Source organism: Mycolicibacterium celeriflavum (genome assembly GCF_010731795.1).
Classification (GTDB): domain Bacteria; phylum Actinomycetota; class Actinomycetes; order Mycobacteriales; family Mycobacteriaceae; genus Mycobacterium; species Mycobacterium celeriflavum.
In genome coordinates, this window is the sequence record NZ_AP022591.1 from 4,600,477 (window position 1) to 4,618,978 (window position 18,502).

16 protein-coding genes are annotated in these 18,502 nt (G+C 66.8%); 14 read left to right on the forward strand and 2 right to left on the reverse strand.

Annotated elements, in window-relative coordinates; genetic code table 11:
• The first annotated feature begins 1 nt into the window (after position 1).
• The 10 genes from G6N18_RS22115 (at position 2) to G6N18_RS22160 (ending at position 11,609) form a co-directional block, all read left to right on the forward strand.
• Entirely contained in the window at positions 2-1,462 is a 1,461-nt protein-coding gene (locus tag G6N18_RS22115) for an MCE family protein (protein ID WP_083001726.1), read from the forward strand.
• 54 nt (positions 1,463-1,516) lie between these two features.
• A complete protein-coding gene (locus tag G6N18_RS22120; RefSeq protein WP_083001888.1) occupies positions 1,517-2,548 on the forward strand; it encodes a virulence factor Mce family protein in 1,032 nt (343 codons plus the stop codon).
• On the forward strand, positions 2,545-3,897 hold the full coding sequence (locus G6N18_RS22125; RefSeq protein ID WP_083001890.1) for an MCE family protein: 1,353 nt from the start codon (positions 2,545-2,547) through the stop codon (positions 3,895-3,897). Before G6N18_RS22120 ends, G6N18_RS22125 begins: the two co-directional genes overlap by 4 nt.
• Positions 3,894-5,234, forward strand: coding sequence for a virulence factor Mce family protein (locus G6N18_RS22130; protein ID WP_067221575.1), 1,341 nt, complete (start codon positions 3,894-3,896; stop codon positions 5,232-5,234). The genes G6N18_RS22125 and G6N18_RS22130 overlap by 4 nt, the downstream gene beginning before the upstream one ends.
• Positions 5,234-6,385 (forward strand): MCE family protein, encoded by a 1,152-nt coding sequence (locus G6N18_RS22135; RefSeq protein ID WP_109749446.1) that lies wholly within the window; start codon positions 5,234-5,236, stop codon positions 6,383-6,385. The genes G6N18_RS22130 and G6N18_RS22135 overlap by 1 nt, the downstream gene beginning before the upstream one ends.
• Before the next feature lies 1 nt (position 6,386).
• A complete protein-coding gene (locus G6N18_RS22140) occupies positions 6,387-7,886 on the forward strand; it encodes an MCE family protein (protein WP_067221586.1) in 1,500 nt (499 codons plus the stop codon).
• 129 nt (positions 7,887-8,015) lie between these two features.
• The gene (locus tag G6N18_RS22145; RefSeq protein ID WP_067221596.1) at positions 8,016-8,687 is read left to right on the forward strand and encodes an Rv1363c family protein; all 672 of its coding nucleotides are present in this window, start codon (positions 8,016-8,018) and stop codon (positions 8,685-8,687) included.
• Positions 8,684-9,424 (forward strand): hypothetical protein, encoded by a 741-nt coding sequence (locus G6N18_RS22150; RefSeq protein ID WP_083001728.1) that lies wholly within the window; start codon positions 8,684-8,686, stop codon positions 9,422-9,424. Before G6N18_RS22145 ends, G6N18_RS22150 begins: the two co-directional genes overlap by 4 nt.
• An 8-nt stretch (positions 9,425-9,432) precedes the next feature.
• Positions 9,433-10,344 (forward strand): alpha/beta fold hydrolase, encoded by a 912-nt coding sequence (locus tag G6N18_RS22155; protein ID WP_083001730.1) that lies wholly within the window; start codon positions 9,433-9,435, stop codon positions 10,342-10,344.
• A complete protein-coding gene (locus tag G6N18_RS22160; RefSeq protein WP_083001732.1) occupies positions 10,341-11,609 on the forward strand; it encodes a WS/DGAT domain-containing protein in 1,269 nt (422 codons plus the stop codon). Before G6N18_RS22155 ends, G6N18_RS22160 begins: the two co-directional genes overlap by 4 nt.
• On the opposite strand, the gene G6N18_RS22165 is transcribed toward G6N18_RS22160, so the two are convergent.
• Positions 11,606-13,084: an HNH endonuclease signature motif containing protein gene (locus G6N18_RS22165; RefSeq protein WP_083001734.1), complete on the reverse strand. Its 1,479-nt coding sequence runs from the start codon at positions 13,082-13,084 to the stop codon at positions 11,606-11,608. The genes G6N18_RS22160 and G6N18_RS22165 overlap by 4 nt on opposite strands.
• Before the next feature lie 149 nt (positions 13,085-13,233).
• On the opposite strand from G6N18_RS22165, the gene G6N18_RS22170 reads away from it, so the two are divergent.
• Together G6N18_RS22170 and G6N18_RS22175 are read left to right on the forward strand one after the other, a co-directional pair.
• A complete protein-coding gene (locus G6N18_RS22170) occupies positions 13,234-13,755 on the forward strand; it encodes a DoxX family protein (protein WP_083001736.1) in 522 nt (173 codons plus the stop codon).
• A 57-nt stretch (positions 13,756-13,812) separates the two neighbouring features.
• Positions 13,813-15,555: a DUF3556 domain-containing protein gene (locus tag G6N18_RS22175; protein WP_083001738.1), complete on the forward strand. Its 1,743-nt coding sequence runs from the start codon at positions 13,813-13,815 to the stop codon at positions 15,553-15,555.
• Here G6N18_RS22175 and G6N18_RS22180 read toward each other — a convergent pair.
• A complete protein-coding gene (locus G6N18_RS22180) occupies positions 15,545-16,336 on the reverse strand; it encodes a FadR/GntR family transcriptional regulator (protein WP_083001740.1) in 792 nt (263 codons plus the stop codon). The two genes, G6N18_RS22175 and G6N18_RS22180, sit on opposite strands and share 11 nt — an antisense overlap.
• Positions 16,337-16,550: 214 nt before the next feature.
• Here G6N18_RS22180 and G6N18_RS22185 point away from each other — a divergent pair, with 214 nt between their 5' ends.
• Both G6N18_RS22185 and G6N18_RS22190 read left to right on the forward strand, forming a co-directional pair.
• Positions 16,551-17,696, forward strand: a complete 1,146-nt coding sequence (locus G6N18_RS22185) for a thiolase family protein (protein WP_067221617.1) — start codon at positions 16,551-16,553, stop codon at positions 17,694-17,696.
• Between the two features lie 5 nt (positions 17,697-17,701).
• The gene (locus G6N18_RS22190; RefSeq protein ID WP_083001892.1) at positions 17,702-18,499 is read left to right on the forward strand and encodes a crotonase/enoyl-CoA hydratase family protein; all 798 of its coding nucleotides are present in this window, start codon (positions 17,702-17,704) and stop codon (positions 18,497-18,499) included.
• The last annotated feature ends 3 nt before the right edge of the window (positions 18,500-18,502 follow it).

The window sequence follows — 18,502 nt, forward strand, 5'->3', positions numbered from 1 at the left end:
CATGGACGAACACGACGAAGGCCTGCATCCCGCGTGGTGGACGTTGATCCTCGTGATCTTCATCGCGATCTCCGTCTGGCTGACGTATGCCTTGTTCCGCGGCAGCTTCAGGTCCACCGAGACGGTCACGCTGACCTCCGATCGGGCAGGTCTGGTGATGGAGACCAACGCCAAGGTCAAGTTGCGCGGCGTGCAGGTCGGGCGCGTCGCCGAGATCCAGGGTGGCAGCCAGCCGGTGGCGTTGAAGCTGGAGATCGACGAGGACAAGCTCGAGTACATCCCGGCGAACGTCGAGGCGCAGATCCGGGCCACCACCGTGTTCGGCGCCAAGTTCGTCGACCTGATCTACCCGAGCGACCCCAGCTCGCAGCGACTGACGGCCGGCCAGGTGATCCAGTCGCGCAACGTCACCGTCGAGGCAAACACGGTATTCCAGAACGTCGTCGAGGTGCTCGAGCAGATCGACCCGGCCAAGCTCAACAGCACCTTGTCCGCACTCGCGCAGGGTGTCCGAGGCCAGGGCGAGCGGATCGGTGAGGCCACCACCGCCGCGAATCAGGTTCTGCTGGAGCTCAATCCGCGCCACGAGACGGTGACCGCCGACCTGCGGGCGCTGCGGGACTTCAACGACACGTACAGCGTCGCGGCGCAGGACATCCTGACCACTCTCGACGCGGTCAGTACCACCAGCACCACGATCGTCGGCCGCGCCAGCCAGTTGGACGCATTGCTGCTGGCCACCATCGGGCTTTCCAACAGCGGCATCAACCTGCTCGCACCGAACCAGGCCAACCTGATCAAGGCCATCAACGTGCTGGAGCCGACGACGAACCTGCTCTACAAGTACAGCCCGGAGTACACCTGCCTGCTCACCGGCGCGAAAACGCTGCTGGACACCGGCGGGTACGACGCGCCGGGCGGTAACGGCCGCACGCTGGTGCTGGATGTCGGCTTGGCACTCGGCGACGACCCGTACCGGTACCCCGATCACCTGCCGATCGTCGGCGCCAAGGGCGGCCCGGGCGGCAAACCCAGCTGTGGCTCGCTGCCCGACGTGGCACAGAACTGGCCGGTCCGAAACCTGGTCACCAACACCGGATTCGGCACCGGAATCGACTGGCGGCCGAACCCGGGCATCGGCTTCCCCGGATATGCCAACTACCTGCCGGTCACCCGCGCCGTGCCCGAACCACCGAGCGTCCGCAACCTCTTCGGTGGGCCCGCGATCGGTCCGATCCCGTACCCGGGCGCCCCTGCCTACGGTGCGGACCTGTACGCAGACGACGGCACCCCGCTGTGGCCGGGCCTGCCCGCCGCGCCGCCGCCGATGGCGCCGCGGGAACCCGGTCCGACGCCGGGTTCGGAGCCGTTCATCGTGCATTCGCCCGCACAGATGCAGCCCACCCCGCTACGACCGACACCGTTACCCACCCCGGCCCGGCCGGGCCCGCCGTTCCCGTGACCGCCAGCGACCGCCCACCGAGCAAGCCATGAAAGGAGATGAGCAGTGTCAAGCGTGACAGCCAGGGTTCGACACGACGCCGTGCGTCTCGCCGTGTTCTTGTCTGTGTGCCTGCTCGGCGTCTTCGGTTTGTTCGCGATCTTCGGGGAGCTGCGCTTCGGGGAAGCCACCAACAGCTACGTAGCCGAGTTCACCAATGTCACCGGGCTGGAGAACGGCGACTTCGTCCGCATCGCCGGCGTCGAGGCCGGCAAGGTGGAAAACGTTGAGATCCAACCGGACACCACGGCGCGGGTCGAGTTCACCGCGGACCAGTCGGTGGTGCTGACCGAGGGCAGCAGGGCCGTCATCCGATACGACGACCTCATCGGCGGCCGCTACCTGGCGCTCGAAGAGGGTGCCGGCGGAATCAAGAAGCTCGAGCCCGGCAGCACGATTCCCTTGGCCCGCACGTCGCCCGCGCTGGACCTCGACGCCCTGATCGGCGGTTTCCGGCCGCTGTTCCGGGCTCTGGATCCAGAACAAGTCAATGCGCTGTCGGGCCAGCTGATTTCGGCCCTGCAGGGTCAGGGCGCGACGATCAACTCGTTCCTGGCCCAGACCGCGACGCTGACGAGCACGCTGGCCGACCGTGATCGGCTGATCGGCGAGGTCCTCGTCAACCTCAACGTCGTGCTGGGCTCGCTCGGCGACCAGAGCGACCAGTTCGCGAAGGCGGTCGACTCGCTGACCGAACTGGTGGGAACGCTGCAGGCGCGCAAAGAGGACATCAGCAGCGGAGTTGCGTACACCAACGCCGCCGCCGCGAGCATCACCGACCTCCTGGTCCAGGCTCGTCCGCCGTTCGCCAAGACGATTCAGGAGACGGACCGTGCGGCGGGGATCGTGGTGGCCGACCACGAGTACTTCGACAACCTGCTGAACACCCTTCCGGATGCGTACCAAGCGCTGGCGCGGCAAGGGATTTACGGCGACTTCTTCACCTTCTACCTGTGCGACATCGTGCTCAAGCTCAACGGCAAGGGCGGCCAGCCGGTGTATGTGAAAGTCGCCGGGCAGTCCACCGGGAGGTGTGCGCCGAGGTGAAGTCCTTCTCTGAACGCAATCAGACCGTCATCGGTGCCATCGGGCTGGTGTTGACGATCGGCATCGTGGTGGGGTCGCTGAACTACGACCGGCTGCCGTTCCTGCAGGGCAAGGAGTACTCGGCCTACTTCGCCGAGGTGGGTGGGCTGACTGTCGGTGAGGAGGTGCAGGTTTCGGGATTCGAGGTGGGGCAGGTCAAGTCCATCGGGTTGGACGGGCCGCGCGCCCTGGTGAAGTTCACCGTCGCCAAGGACATCCGGCTCGGCGACCGCACCGAGGCGGCGATCAAGACCGAAGGCCTCTTGGGCACGAAAATCCTCGAAGTCACCTCCCGCGGCGACGGCCAACTGGAGGGCACGATCCCGATGGATCGAACGACTTCCCCGTACCAACTCCCTGATGCGCTGGGCGATCTGGCGACGACGATCAGCGGCTTGAACACCAACCAGTTGTCGGACTCGCTGCGCGTGTTGGCGGACACGTTCTCCGACACCCCACCGGAGCTGCGCATCGCGGTCGAAGGGGTGGCGCGGTTCTCCGAGACGCTGAACGAACGTGATGCGCAGCTGCGAGGTCTGCTGGTCAACGCCGACAAGGCCACCACGGTGCTCGCCGAGCGCAGCGGCCAGGTGGTCAGCCTGATCACCAACACCAACGCGCTGCTGGCCGAGCTCGAAAGCCAAAGCGCCGCACTCGATCAGGTCTCCGGCAACATCTCGGCTCTCAGTGAGCAGTTGCAGGGCTTCATCGCCGAGAACCGCGAAACCATGCGACCTGCTCTGGACAAGCTCAACGGCGTGCTGACGATCATCGACAACCGCAAGGAACGTCTGCAGCGGTCGCTGACGTTGCTCACCGACTACTCGATGTCGCTGGGCGAATCGGTGTCCGGCGGCCCGTTCTTCAAGACCTACGTCGCCAACCTGCTGCCCGGCCAATTCCTGCAGCCGTTCGTCGACGCTGCTTTCTCTGACCTGGGTCTGGATCCCAATGTGCTGCTGCCGTCGGAACGCAGTGACCCACAGGTCGGTCAGCCGGGCACGCCGGCGCTGCCGGTGCCCTTCCCGCGGACGGGTCAGGGCGGCGAACCGCGGTTGACCGTTCCCGACGCCATCACCGGCAATCCCGGCGACCAGTCGTGCGGATTGCCCGGCTTGCCCTTGCCCGGCCCCGGCTGCTACCCGTACCGCCAGCCGCCGCCGGCGCCGCCGCCCGGAGGGCCGCCGCCAGGGCCGCCCGCCGCGGCGCCGCCGGGGCTGCAGTCGACCCCGGAGCCGACGCCCGCACCGGTGATGGTGCCCGCGCCCGGTGGGGACTCCCACCTTGCACCCGCGGGGGCCGGACAGTGACGCGCACCGCGAGGAACATCTTGGCCGTTGCCTTGGTCGTGATACTGGCCGGCGGCGCGATCTTGTTGTTGCGCGACGTCGAACGGATCGACCGCACCCACGTCGTCGCGTACTTCGAGAACGCCAACGGCATCTACCCCGGCGATGACGTCAACATCCTCGGTGTTGGCGTGGGCAGGATCGAGTCGATCGAGCCGCAGCCCGAGCGGGTCAAGGTCTCGTTCTGGTACGACAGCAAGTACAAGGTTCCTGCCGACGCCAAGGCCGCGATCCTGTCGCCGACGCTGGTGACCGCGCGCAGCATTCAGCTCACCCCGGCCTATACCGGCGGGCCGGTGATGAAGGACGACGCGGTCATTCCGCGGGAGCGCACCGCCGTTCCGGTGGAGTGGGACGAGGTCCGCCAACAGTTGGAGAAGCTCGCCGAGACGCTGCAGCCGACCGAGCCGGGCGGAGTGAGCCCGCTGGGCTCGGTCATCAACACCACCGCAGACAACCTACGTGGTGAAGGTGCCAACATCCGCGACACCGTCATCAAGCTGTCGCAGGCGGTGACGGCGTTGGGCGATCACAGCACCGATATCTTCTCCACCGTCAAGAACCTGGCGATCCTGGTGTCGGCACTGCAGGACAGCACCGACGTGATGCGCCAGCTCAATCAGAACCTGGCGACGGTGACCGGCCTGCTGGCCAACGATCCCGACGAGGTCGCCAACGCGGTCCGTGACCTCAACAACGTCGTCGGAGAGGTCCAGACCTTCGTCGCCGACAATCGCGAATCGCTTGGCACCACGTCGGACAAGTTGGCCGGCGTGACCCAGGCGCTGACCGACAGCCTCGCCGACGTCAAGCAGTTCCTGCACGTGGCCCCGAACACCTTGCAGAACTACGTGAACATCTGGCAGCCGGCGCAGGGAGCCGTCAGCAGCGTGCCGATGCTCAACAACTTCGCCAACCCGATCTCGTTCCTGTGCGGTGGTATTCAGGCGGCGTCACGGCTGGGTGCCGAGGAGTCGGCGAAGCTGTGTGTGCAGTACCTGGCGCCGATCATGAAGAACCGCCAGTACAACTTCCTGCCCATCATGCAGAACGTCTTCTCCGGCGCGTCGACGCGGCCGAACGAGCTGACCTACAGCGAGGACTGGCTGCGGCCGAACTACATTCCGCCGCAACCTGCTCCGTCGTCAGCCCCACCGCAGGCAGCACAGGCGCCGGCTGCGCAGGCGCCTCCCGCGGGTCCGCCGCTTCCGGCCGAGGCGACTGGAGGTATGCCCGTCACGCCGAATCCCGCCGACGGTCTGCACGGGCTGATGGTGCCGCCTGGAGTGGGACCATGATGCGGCGCAGGGTGTTTCGCAGAGTCGCCGTCGTCGTCGTGACGGCCGGCCTGCTGTCCGGCTGTTCGGACTGGCAGGGGCTGAACTCGCTTCCGCTGCCGGGCGGTGAGGGCACGGGGCCGAACGCATTCACGGTTCAGGCGCAGATGCCGGACGTGGACAACATCGAGCCGAACTCCCGTGTCCGGGTCGCCGATGTGAACGTCGGCCACGTCACGAAGATCGAGCGTCAGGACTGGCACGCGCTGGTGACGATGAAGCTCAACGGCGACGTCGAGCTGCCCGCGAACGCGACGGCGAAGCTCGGGTTGACAAGCTTGTTGGGTTCCCTGCACATCGAGTTGGCGCCGCCGACCGACGTGCCACCGGAAGGCAAGCTGAAGGAAGGCTCGCTGATTCCGCTGGCGTCGTCGAGTTCTTATCCGAGCACCGAGCAGGCACTGGCCGCCGTGGCGCTGCTGCTCAACGGCGGCGGGATCGGCAACATCCACGACATCACCGAAGCCTTGAGCGTCGCCTTCGCCGGTCGCGAGAACGACCTGCGCAGCCTGATCGAGCAGCTCGACATCGCGATCGGCCACCTCGACGACCAGAAGCAGGACATCATTGCCGCGACGGAGAGTCTGAACAATCTGATCGGGCAGTTCGCGGAGCAGAAGCCGGTGGTGGACAAGGCATTACGCACTGTGCCCGATGCCTTGGCCGTGCTACGGGATCAACGGGAGAACCTGGCCGACGCGCTGACCCAGCTCGGCAGGTTCAGCGCGCTGGCCGCCGACTCTGTCGACCAGACCAAGGACGCTTTGGTGCAGGAGCTCAAGGACCTGGGCGTGGTGCTGGAGGAACTGGCCGACGCCGGTCCCGCGTTGACCCGCGCGCTGAGCTTCCTGCCGACCTTTCCGTTCCCCAAGGAGACATTGCTCAACTGGATGCGCGGCGACTACGCGAACCTGACGCTGGTCGTCGACCTGACGTTGAGCCGGATCGATTCCGGCTTCTTCACCGGGTCGCGGTTTGAGTGCAACCTGACCTGGTTGGAGCTGCAGTGGGGCCGAACCATCGGCCAGTTCCCCAGCCCGTGCAACCACAACGTGCCGCCACCAGGCGGCAACCCGTTGGTGGCTCCATACCGCTGGGATCAGGGGCCCTAGCATGCGAATGACACGGCAAATCCTCATTCAGATGGCGATCTTCTCCGTCATCGCGATCACCGCGCTCGTGGTCATGGTCTTCGGGTACATGCGGTTGCCGACGCTGCTCGGCGTCGGGCAGTACCGCGTGACCCTCGAGTTGCCCGAGACCGGCGGGCTGTATCCGAGGGGCAACGTCACCTACCGCGGCGTGCAGGTCGGCGAAATCAAAAGCGTCGAGCTCACCGACACCGGAGTCAAGGCGGTGCTGTCGCTCAACTCCGACATCAGGATCCCCGCCGACCTCGAAGCCGAGGTACACAGCGTGTCCGCCGTCGGCGAGCAGTTCGTCCAGTTGCTCCCGCGCAGCGGAGACGGTCCGGAGTTGCAGGACGGCGACGTGATCCCGGTGGGACGCACGACGATTCCGACCGACATCAACACGGTGCTGGACGATACGGCTCGCGGCCTGCAGGCGATCCCGCAGGAGAACCTGAAGACCGTCGTCGACGAGGCCTACCTCGCGGTCGGCGGACTGGGGCCGGAACTGCGCCGGCTGGTCGCCGGAAGCGCCACGCTGGCCATCGACGCCCGCAAGAATCTCGACCCGCTGACCACACTGATCGACCAGTCCAAGCCGGTGCTGGACACCCAGACCGACACCCGGGGCTCGATCCAGGCGTGGGCCGCGAATCTGGCGAGCATCACCGGTCAGTTGCAGAACCAGGACCCGGCGGTGGCGGGGATCCTCGCCAAGGGGCCGGGGGCTGCCGACGAGGTGCGGGCGTTGTTCGACCGGCTGCAGCCCACGCTGCCGATCGTGCTGGCCAACCTGGTCAGCATCGGGGAGGTCGCCGTCGACTATCACCCCAGCCTCGAGCAGCTGCTGGTGTTGTTGCCCCAGGGCACTGCGGTCACGCAGGCCGTCGGCGTGCACAAGCGCAACACAAAGCAGGATTACGAAGGCGACGCCCTGATCTTCAACCTGAACGCGATCCTGCCCGCGTTCCCGGCGCCGCTGCCGCTGCCACCACAGAATCTGCCGCCGCCGTGCACGACCGGGTTCCTGCCCGCGCAGCAGCAGCGCGTGCCGACCTTCCAGGACTATCCAGACCGGCCGCCGGGCGATCTCTACTGCCGGACGCCGCAGGACGCGCCGTTCAACGTCCGCGGCGCTCGCAACCTGCCGTGCATCACTGTGCCGGGCAAGCGCGCCCCGACGTGGCAGCAGTGCGAGAGCGACGAGCAGTACGTGCCGCTCAACGACGGCTACAACTGGAAGGGCGACCCGAACGCCACCCTGTCCGGGCAGCCCATCCCGCATGTGCCGCCGGATGTACCGGTCGCGATAACGCCTCCACCGCCGGGTACGCCGCCGCTACCCGTCGCGGCCGTTGAATACGACCCGGCGACCGGCAAGTACGTCGGCCCGGACGGGAAGGTGTACACGCAGTCCAATCTGGCGGCCGGCGCGTCGGGGGAGCGGCCGTGGCAATCGATGCTCATCCCGCCGGGGGGCTGAGCGAGCGCTACACGCGGACGCGGCGCCGTTTCGCGAACAGGAACCGACGATAGGGTGTCGGGCACGTAGGTTTGAGCCGACCTGTGTACCCCGACCCAGACCTGGCCCGCGGGCCGTAGAGGAACGTAGATGGCAGACGAGACCACTCCCGCCGAAGAGAAAGCGGGCGAATCGACATCCGAGGTCGATGCCGCAGCGGACGGTGACGAGTCCACCACATCGGTCACTGAACCGGCAGAAGACGCCGGTGACGTCGAGGATTACGACGTCGAGGGCGCCGACGACACCGCGGAAGCCGTCCCCGCCAAACCGCGAATGTCGCATGTCCGGCTGGCGACCATCGCGGGTCTCGTCCTGGTGCTGGCGCTCGGAGGACTGACCGGTTGGCTCGGTTACCGGGCATATGAATCGCGGCAGGCCGAGGACTTGCGGAACCTGTTCCTGCAGGTCGGGCGGCAGGGAGCGTTGAACCTGACGACGATCAGCCACGAGCACGCCGAGGCCGATGTGCAGCGCGTCCTCGATTCGTCGACCGGGACGTTCTATGACGACTTTCAGCAGCGCGCGGCGCCCTTCGTCGAGGTCGTCAAGCAGGCGAAGTCCAAGTCGGTGGGCACGATCTCCGAGGCGGGCCTGGAGTCGTACTCCGAGGACGAGGCGCAGGTGTTGGTGGCGGTGACCGTCAACACGACGAACGCCGGCGCGCCCGAGCAGCAGCCGCGGGCCTGGAGGATGAGGATCTCGGTGCAGAAGACCGGCGACGATGAGGCCAAGGTCTCGAATGTGGAGTTCGTACCGTGAGTAGTAGACACAGGCTGCCCAAACGCGGCAAGAGCGACGACGCCACCGTGGATGATTCGGTCGAGCAGGCTGACGGCCAGCAGACCGAAGCGGTGGAGCTGACCGAGGCAGCCGTCGTGGAGGAATCGAGTCCCGCCGAACCGGTCGCCGCGGAGTCCCCTGCAACGGGTGCCGACTCAGACGCCGAGCCCGATGTCGCAGAGGCCGAAGCGGCAGAAACCCCCGCCCCCGCGGCGGCAGCTCCGAAGCAGAAAATCAACTGGGCGCGCGTCTTTGCATACGGGGTGCTGCCCGCCGTCGCGCTGCTGCTGGCGGGGGCAGCGGCCGGTCTGAAGTGGGTGGACAACTCGGTGCGCAATGCCGAAAACGTCCGCGACGAGACGGTGCAGGTGGCCAAGGACAGCACCATCGCGATGCTCTCGTACAAGCCGGACACCGTCGAACAGCAACTCAACGACGCGCGCTCCCTGCTGACCGGGGAGTTCCAGGAGTCCTACACAGGACTGATCAACGACGTGGTGATCCCCGGCGCGAAACAGAAGCAGATCTCCGCGGTGGCGTCGGTGCCGGCGGCGGCGTCGGTGTCGGCCGACCCCGACGAGGCGGTGGTGCTGGTGTTCGTCAACCAGACCGTGGTGGTCGGCCAGGATCCTCCCACCGACAGCGCCTCGAGTGTGCGCGTGACGTTGGAGAAGGTCGACGGCCGCTGGCTCATCTCTAAGTTCGACCCGGTATAGGAACCTTCGTGGCCGAACCCGAACTCATCGACGTCGAGGCCCCGGGTGTGCGGCTTCGCGCGCTGAGCTGGGGCGCCGCTGATGCGCCGATTGCGTTGTGCCTGCACGGCTTTCCCGACACCGCGTACGGCTGGCGCAAGGTGGCGCCGCTGCTGGCCGACGCCGGGTGGCGGGTGGTCGCGCCGTTCATGCGCGGCTATGCGCCGTCATCGATCGCGTCGGACGGCAGCTACCACGTCGGGGCGCTGATGGACGACGCGCTGCGGGTGCTCGACGCGGCCGGACCGACGGGCCGTGACGTGCTCATCGGACATGACTGGGGCGCGATCGCGGGCACGGGCCTCGCCGCGATGCCCTCCACCCCGTTCTCGAAAGCCGTGATCATGTCGGTGCCGTTCGCCGCGGCGTTCCGGCCGTTGGGCCGGGTGCCGGACGGTATGCGACTGGCCGCCCAACTGCCGCGTCAGCTGCTGCGCAGTTGGTACATCATGTACTTCCAATTGCCGGGGCTGCCGGAGCGGTCCGCGTCCTGGGTGGTGCCCCGGTTGTGGCGGCAATGGTCGCCGGGATACGACGCCGCCGAGGACGTCGCTCATGTGCGCGACGCGATCGGGGCGCCGGAGAACTGGCGCGCCGCGCTGGGCTACGACCGGGTCACCGTGCGCAACACAAAGCCGCCCGCGCAATACGCCGAACTGCATCGGCATTGGCTGTCCGCGCCGCAGCTGCCGACGCTGTATTTGCACGGCACAGAGGATGGTTGTGCCTCAGCAGATTACGTGCGGTGGGTGCAGCCCGTACTGCCGGAGGGAAGCCGGGTGGCGACCGTCGAACGGGCCGGGCACTTCCTGCAGTTGGAACAGTCGCAGGCAGTGGCCGGACACATCATCGACTTCATCGGACCGACCCAGGGGTTATGACGGCACGTCGACTCGCTGCGGTTGATGCGCAGACGTATTGGATGTCGGCGAAGGTCCCGAGCGACCAGTTTCTGCTCTACGGCTTTGCGGGGACCGTCCCCGACCTTGCTGCGGCGGTGGCCCGATTCGGTGACCGGGCGCGTGGTTGCCCGGAGCTGCGACTGCGGGTGCGCGACGGCGGTCCGCTGACCTATCCGCAGTGGGTGGCTGCTGACGTGTTGGCGAACCAGTTCGTGATGCACGCCGCAGGCAGCAGTTGGGCGGAATGCCTTGCGACAGTTGCCGGATTCGGCTCTGACCAACTCGACCCGCGGGTTGCCGCGTGGCGACTGCATGTGTTTCCGGCCGTCGATGGCGTGCCCGGCTCAGGGCTCGGCACGGTCGCGGTGGTACAGGTCGCGCACGCGTTGGGAGACGGCGTCCGGTCGTCGGCCTTGGCGGCGTGGTTGTTCGGGCGGGATGCTCGGGTGTCGGCGGTCGACGGCCGGCCGCCGTTCTTAGGCCTCACGCTGCCGTGGCGGAGCTACCGCGCTGCCCGCGCGCACCGTCAGCTGCTGCGCGATACCGATGCCGGATTGGTTCCGCCGCAAGCTGGTTCGTGCCCGGCGTTGCGGAGCAATTCTCAGCCCGAAGGTATGCGTGGTGTCCGCACCCTGCTCAGGAAGCGGTCGCAGCTCGCGGGTCCGACGGTGACCGTGAGGGTGCTGGCCGCGGTGTCGACGGCGCTGGCCGCTCATCTGCGGGAGCTCGGCGACGATCCGTCGCAATTACGCGCTGAGGTGCCGATGGCCAAGCCCGGTGAGCGGATCTCGCACAACCATTTCGGCAACGTCGGCGTCGGCCTGTATCCGGATCTCTCCACGGACGAGCGAATGGCTCGCATCGCTGAAGACCTGGAGCAGCGACGCCGGCGGGCAGCCCATCCGGCGATGCTCGAAGCCGACCGGGCGTCTAGGGCGGTGCCCGCACCGCTACTGCGTTGGGGCGTCGGGCGTTTCGACCCGACGCTGCGCTCACCGACGGTCACGGGAAACACCGTGGTGTCGAGCGTCAACCGCGGCCCGGCCGACCTGCACTTCGGCGGTATACCCGTCGTGATGACTGCCGGTTACCCCAGCCTGTCGCCGATGATGGGCTTGACGCACGGTGTCCACGGCATCGGCGAAACCATTGCGATCAGCGTCCACGCCGCGGAGTCCGCGATCGGTGACATCGACGCGTATGTCGAGAGATTGGATGCGGCGTTGACCGCTGACCGCCCTTAGAAGGGTGGGGGTTTGTTGCGTTCGTCGACGTAGGGTTGGTTGGCGCGGCGTTCGTCTTCGATGGCTCTGGCGTGGTTCTGAGCTCGGGTTCGCTTGCGGCGGGGCATCTTCAGCGAGCGGGCAGCATCGTCGAGGTGGTCGTCGGGGGACCGGTTCACCACGACGGGTGCGGTGGGCCGGCACAGCGTCGGGAAAAGCAGCTCGCTGCCGGGGCGGGTGGTGTAGGCCTGACCCGACGGGGCGACCCACTCGACGGTGCCGTCGGGATGCTGCACATCGCGCCAGCCCCAAAACGTCTTGAGCAAGTGGTGTTTTCGGCATAAACATTTGAGGTTGGACGCCTGGGTCGGCCCGTGCGGATAGGCGATCGTATGGTCAAGATCGCAATGATCGGCTGGCTCATCACAGCCTGGGAACCGGCACGTCAAGTCACGGCATCGCACGAACCACGCCAACGCCGCCGACGGGGTGTAGCGCCGTTCGGGCGGGCTGTCGCCGGGATGGTGGATGTATTGAATCTTGGCGGTGCCGGCCAGTTTCGACGCCAGCATAGGAGCGGGCAGCATTCCCCCGCCCATCAGATAAGCCGGGTCGGTGGCGGCCGGGCTCATCGGTTCGTCCTGCGGGCGCAGCGCTTCACCGTCCAAGTGCGCCGGGGTGGCATCGGTCAATGACTCCTCGCGAGCCACCACATGAACCACCACCGCACTCGTGGTCGCAACGGCGGCCTCACAGTCCTCACTGCCGCAAGCACACTGCAGACGGTCCGCGCCGCGGCCCCACGCGCCCAGCGCATCGGAACGGCGCTGTTCGACCGTGCGGGGATCACCGTCGCAGACCGCGGCGGCCATCGCGTCGAGGCGCTGATCCAAGGCGTCAGCGTCGGTGGCGAGCAACGATCCCTGGATCGAGGCGGTGCCGGATCCGTCGTTGGGGTCGTAGATATCGACGTAGCGGTCGCGAGCATGAGATTCGCTGCGCCGCACCGCGGCCGGGTCGTAGCGATCCACCCAGTAGTCGACCGAGGTCTGAACTTTGCTCTTCGACAACGTGGTCCACCCCGCGATCTGGGCGGCGACCTCGGTGTCGATCTTGGCCATCGCGTCGGGGTCGCGTACGAGCCGGGTGCGCGCGACCACGACCTCGACGAGGCGATAGGAGATGGCGCCGGCGGCGAACACCTCGGCCACCCGCGGCAGCCGATCCCGTAACTGCAAGCCCACAAACAACTGGTGCGAAGCTACGCCCAACGACACGTTCTGCGCGGCGCCGACCTCGGCGGCGGCGGCATCCCAGTTGTCGATACACCACTGCTCCCGATCGGCCGAACCATCGGCGGCAATCAGCCGGTCCAGAATCTCGACGCCGGCCGACAGCCGTCGCGCGCAGGCGGCGTTCTCCACCCGCGCCCACCCGCCCACCTCGGCGGCGGCATCGCGAGCGGTCACCGCCGCGTCGACTAGACATTCGAACATATGAGCGAAGCTACCCGGTGCTGGCGACGCGGCAGCGCAACCGACGCCGGAAGCTGCAAGGCTGTGGATGAATTGCCACTTGGGGATAACCCGTCATGCGGAGATGGGGGCTGGGCAGCGACTTAACACATGGCCTAGATTTTGTAGCTATGACTGCCTACGACGTCGGAGTGCTGATTCTGCGGGTGGTGCTCGGCCTGACCATGGCCGCCCACGGCTACAACAAGTTCTTCGGGCCCGGCGGGCTCAAGGGCACCGCCGGCTGGTTCGACAGTATGGGGATGAAGCCGGGCATGTTTCACGCCCGGGTGGCCGCGACGACCGAGATGGCCGCCGGCATCGGTCTCGCGGTAGGCCTGCTCACGCCGATTCCGGCCGCGGGCTTCGTCGCGCTGATGCTTGTCGCGGCGTGGACCGTGCACCGGCCGAACGGCTTCTTCATCGTCAAGGAGGGCTGGGAGTACAACTTGGTGCTCGCGGCCGCAGCCGTCAGCATCGCCACGATCGGCGCCGGCAAGATCAGCCTGGACCATCTGCTGTTCAGTGAGACCGGCTTCTACGACCTGCTGCACGGCTGGTGGGGTCTGGTCATCTCGTTGGGCCTCGGCCTTCTCGGCGGCATCGGTCAGCTGGCGATCTTCTACCGGCCGCCGGCCAAGGCCGACGCCTGACCGCTGCGACCCCGAACTACACCTCCCTAGCTAGAACACGTTCTAATCTGTGATGCCATGGGATTCTTGAAGCAGGAAGCGCCCGTCGTCGACTTCGAGCAATGGAGCAAGGGCACTCGCGCCGAGAAGATCGTGCCGATGGCCCGGCACTGGGCCGAGGTGGGGTTCGGGACGCCGGTCGTCCTGCACCTGTTCTACGTCGTCAAAATCCTGCTCTACATCCTGGGTGCATGGCTGGTGGTACTCACCACCACCGGGATCGACGGATTCACCAACGTCACCTCCTGGTATGACGAGCCGATCGTGTTCGAGAAGGTCGTGCTGTACACCATGCTGTTCGAGGTCGTCGGCCTCGGTTGCGGCTTCGGCCCGCTCAACAACCGGTTCTTCCCGCCGATGGGCTCGATCCTGTACTGGTTGCGGCCGAACACGATCCGGCTGCCACCGTGGCCGACCCGCATCCCGCTGACCAGAGGGGACACCCGCACACCGTTCGACGCGCTGCTGTACGGCGCGCTCCTGGTGCTGCTCGTCGTGGCGTTGTTCTCCGACGGCACCGGCCCGATACCCGAACTCGGCACGACGGTCGGTGTGCTGCCGGTATGGCAGGTCGGGGCGATCCTCGGTGTCCTCGCCGTGCTGGGCCTGCGCGACAAGGTGATCTTCCTTGCCGCTCGTGGCGAGGTCTACGCGAGTCTGGCGGCGTGCTTTTTGTTCGCGGGGCCCGACATCATCGTCGCGGCCAAGCTCGTGTGCCTGACGATTTGGCTCGGCGCCGCGACGTCGAAGCTCAACAAGCATTTTCCGTTCGTCATCTCGACGATGATGAGCAACAATCCGGTCTTCCGGCCGAAGTGGATCAAACGCAAGTTCTTCGAGCACTTCCCGGACGATCTGCGGCCGGGCCCGCTGTCACGTTGGCTGGCCCATTTCAGCACGGCGATCGAAGGACTGGTCCCGCTGGTGCTGTTCTTCTCCAACGGCGGCTGGCCCACGTACATCGCCGCGTTCGTGATGCTGGTGTTCCACTTCGGCATCCTGTCCTCGATCCCGATGGGTGTGCCGCTGGAGTGGAACGTCTTCATGATGTTCGCGGTGCTGGCGTTGTTCGTCGGGCAGTCCGACATCGGTCTCGGCGATCTGCAGAGCCCGTGGCCGATCGTGTTGTTCGCGATCGTCGCGGGCACCGTGGTGTTGGGAAACCTGTTCCCCCGCAAGGTGTCCTTCCTGCCCGGGATGCGCTACTACGCGGGCAACTGGGACACCGGGCTGTGGTGCGTCAAACCGTCGGCCTCGGCGAAGATCGAGCAGAACGTCGTCTCGATCGCGAGCATGCCGCAGGCGCAGATGGAGCGGTACTACGGCAGCCCGGAAACCGCGCAGATGTACCTGTATATGGGATATGCGTTCCGCGCCTTCAACACTCACGGCCGTGCCATGTTCACGCTCGCGCACCGCGCGATGGCGGGCCACAACGAGGACGACTACGTGCTCACCGACGGCGAGCGCATTTGCAGCACCGCGATCGGCTGGAACTTCGGCGACGGTCACATGCACAACGAACAGTTGATCGCGGCGTTGCAGAAGCGCTGCCAGTTCGAACCCGGTGAAGTACGGGTGGTGCTCATTGACGGCCAGCCGATACACCGGCAGCGCCAGCAGTACCGGTTGGTCGACGCCGCCACCGGCGAGTTCGAGCGCGGCCACATCCAGGTCGCCGACATGGTGACGCGTCAGCCTTGGGACGACACCGTGCCGGTTCACGTGACCTGGCAGAAGGAGACGACGTCTAGCCCATGACGTCGCGGACTTTGACGTCCTCGAGGCCCTGCAGAAGCAGATCGCGCGCGGTGTCCAGATGCTTGCGCCAATGTGCCTCGGCGGCGGCGCCGTCCCCGGATCGCAACAGCTGCATCAGCTTTCGATACGACCGCATCAGCTTGTCGTAGTCGGCTCTGGAGACGGGACGCCGCTCCTTGAACAGAAAAGCGTTGTGCCGCACGGTGATCTCCTGCAGCATCCCGGCGATGATGCTCAGCGTTGCGTTTCCCGACAGCTCGACGACGCGGAGGTGGAAGTCGCCGGTGGTCTCGGCCAGGGTGTCGTTCTGCCAGCCGGACGGCACATGCTCTTCGAGCATCTTGTCGAGTTCGTCGAACGCCTCGGCCGACCCCGATTCCGCCAGCAGCCGAACCGCCATCGGCTCGATGCCGGACCGGGCCGTCATCAGGTCGGCGATGGTCGCGCCGGACAGTTCGAGCAGCAGACCGGCGGGACGGGCCACGATCTCGGGGCCGGGCACCCGGACGCGGGCGCCGGTCCGCGAGCCGCGGCGGACCTCGACGAGGCGCTCCGATTCCAGTACCCGCACCGCCTCTCGCAAGGTCGGCCTGCTCACGCCGAAGTGGGCCATCAACTCGGCTTCGTTGGGGAGGAAGTCGCCGTCTTTGAGCTTGCCGTCGACCACCATCCGGCGCAGCGTTCCCGCGACGAGCTCGGCCGTCTTCGGGGACCGCACCGCTGTTCCCGCGCCGACGCCGTCCGGGCCGATCATCGGCGCCAGCGGTGTATTTCGAGCCACTCCCACTCCCACGACGTTGCGACTGGACGGTGGTCCAGCTATGCAACTCAGTAAACCATGTGCGATAAAGGGCGGATTGGCGGTTCCAGGGAGCCTCGGGTATGTGTCGCGGCGGCCTACCAACCAGTAGGTTGACCTAGTAAACTTTGTTCCTCTACGTTCGATGGTGGACCTTTGTGGGAGATCCCACCAAACCTTTCGAAGGAGTTGTTCCATGGCTGAAGCCGTCATCGTCGAGGCAGTGCGGTCGCCCGTCGGCAAACGTAACGGGGGACTGTCTGGCGTGCATCCCGCCGAACTGTCCGCGCAGGTCCTCAACGGTCTCGTGGAGCGGGCCGGGGTCGACCCGGCGCTCGTCGACGACGTGATCTGGGGCTGCGTCATGCAGGCCGGCGAGCAGGCGCTCGACATCGGCCGCACCGCGCTGCTCGCGGCGGGCTGGCCCGAGAGCGTGCCCGGCGTGACGGTCGACCGTCAGTGCGGGTCGAGCCAGCAGTCCATCCACTTCGCCGCTGCCGGCGTGATCGCCGGCCACTACGACGTCGTCGTCGCGGGCGGTGTGGAGTCGATGTCGCGCACGCCGATGGGCGCCTCGCTGGCCAGCGGCGGCAACCCGTATCCGCAGAGCTTCAAGGACCGCTACAGCCAGACCCCCAACCAGGGCATCGGCGCCGAGATGATCGCCGAGCAGTGGGGCCTCGACCGCACCATGCTCGACGAGTTCTCCCTCGGCTCACACGAGAAGGCCGCCGCTGCACAGGATTCCGGTGCATTCGACGATCAAATCGTCGCGATCAAGGACCAGGACGGCAATCCAGTGCTCAAGGATGAGGGCATCCGCCGGGGCACCACCATCGAGAAGATGGGGCAGCTCAAGCCGGCGTTCCGCGAGGACGGCGTGATCCACGCGGGCAACTCGTCGCAGATCTCCGACGGCTCGGCCGCCCTGCTGTTCATGTCCGCCGAGAAGGCCGGCGAGCTGGGTCTCAAGCCGATCGCGAAGGTGCACACCGCCGCACTGGCCGGTGCCGACCCGGTGATCATGCTGACCGCGCCGATCCCCGCCACCCAGAAGGTGCTGAAGCGCTCGGGGCTGTCGGTCGACCAGATCGGGGTGTTCGAGGTCAATGAGGCATTCGCGCCGGTTCCGATGGCATGGCTGAAGGACATCGGCGCCGACGAGAAGAAGCTCAACCCCAACGGCGGCGCGATCGCGATCGGCCACCCGCTGGGCGGCTCCGGTGCCCGCATCATGACCACGATGCTGTACCACATGCGCGACAAGGGAATTCAGTACGGCTTGCAGACCATGTGCGAGGGTGGCGGCCAGGCCAACGCCACCATCATCGAACTGCTGTGACCTCTGTGCCGTCCGACGTTGCGGTCCCCGCCGCTCTCACCGAGCGGCGGGGCAACGTCATGGTGATCACGCTCAACCGGCCGGAGGCTCGCAACGCGGTCAACAGCGCGGTGAGCACCGCGGTGGGCGACGCTCTGCAAGAGGCGCAGGACGATCCCCAGGTCCGCGCGGTGGTGATCACCGGCTCAGGCGAATCCTTTTGCGCAGGCGCAGATCTCAAGGCCATCTCGCGGCGGGAGAATCTCTTCCATCCCGAGCACGGTGAGTGGGGCTTCGCGGGCTACGTGCACCATTACATCGACAAGCCGACCATCGCCGCGGTCAACGGTACCGCGCTGGGCGGCGGCACCGAACTCGCGCTCGCCAGTGATCTGGTGATCGCCGAGGAGCGTGCGAAATTCGGCCTGCCCGAGGTGAAGCGGGGCCTCATCGCCGCAGCGGGCGGCGTGTTCCGCATCGTCGACCATCTTCCCCGCAAGGTCGCGATGGAGTTGCTGTTCACCGGCGAGCCGATGTCGTCGGCCGACGCGCTCAAGTGGGGCCTCATCAACGAGGTGGTGCCCGACGGCACCGCGGTCGATGCGGCCCTCGCGCTCGCCGAACGGATCACCTGCAATGCGCCGCTGGCGGTGTGGGCGAGCAAGCGGGTGGCGATGGGCGTCGACGACGGCGTCATCACCGACGACGAAGCCGGGTGGACGAGGACCATGCGCGAGATCGGGACCGTGATCCGTTCCGAGGACGCAAAGGAAGGACCGCTGGCCTTCGCGGAGAAGCGCCAGCCTATTTGGAAGGCCAAGTAACCA

Excerpts from the sequence above, each read along its gene's own strand:
- G6N18_RS22160 (WP_083001732.1), top strand. The coding sequence starts at position 10,341 with ATGACGGCACGTCGACTCGCTGCGGTTGATGCGCAGACGTATTGGATG.
- G6N18_RS22115 (WP_083001726.1), top strand. The coding sequence starts at position 2 with ATGGACGAACACGACGAAGGCCTGCATCCCGCGTGGTGGACGTTGATC.
- G6N18_RS22185 (WP_067221617.1), top strand. The coding sequence starts at position 16,551 with ATGGCTGAAGCCGTCATCGTCGAGGCAGTGCGGTCGCCCGTCGGCAAA.
- G6N18_RS22140 (WP_067221586.1), top strand. The coding sequence starts at position 6,387 with ATGCGAATGACACGGCAAATCCTCATTCAGATGGCGATCTTCTCCGTC.
- G6N18_RS22135 (WP_109749446.1), top strand. The coding sequence starts at position 5,234 with ATGCGGCGCAGGGTGTTTCGCAGAGTCGCCGTCGTCGTCGTGACGGCC.
- G6N18_RS22165 (WP_083001734.1), bottom strand. The coding sequence starts at position 13,084 with ATGTTCGAATGTCTAGTCGACGCGGCGGTGACCGCTCGCGATGCCGCC.
- G6N18_RS22175 (WP_083001738.1), top strand. The coding sequence starts at position 13,813 with ATGGGATTCTTGAAGCAGGAAGCGCCCGTCGTCGACTTCGAGCAATGG.
- G6N18_RS22145 (WP_067221596.1), top strand. The coding sequence starts at position 8,016 with ATGGCAGACGAGACCACTCCCGCCGAAGAGAAAGCGGGCGAATCGACA.
- G6N18_RS22170 (WP_083001736.1), top strand. The coding sequence starts at position 13,234 with ATGACTGCCTACGACGTCGGAGTGCTGATTCTGCGGGTGGTGCTCGGC.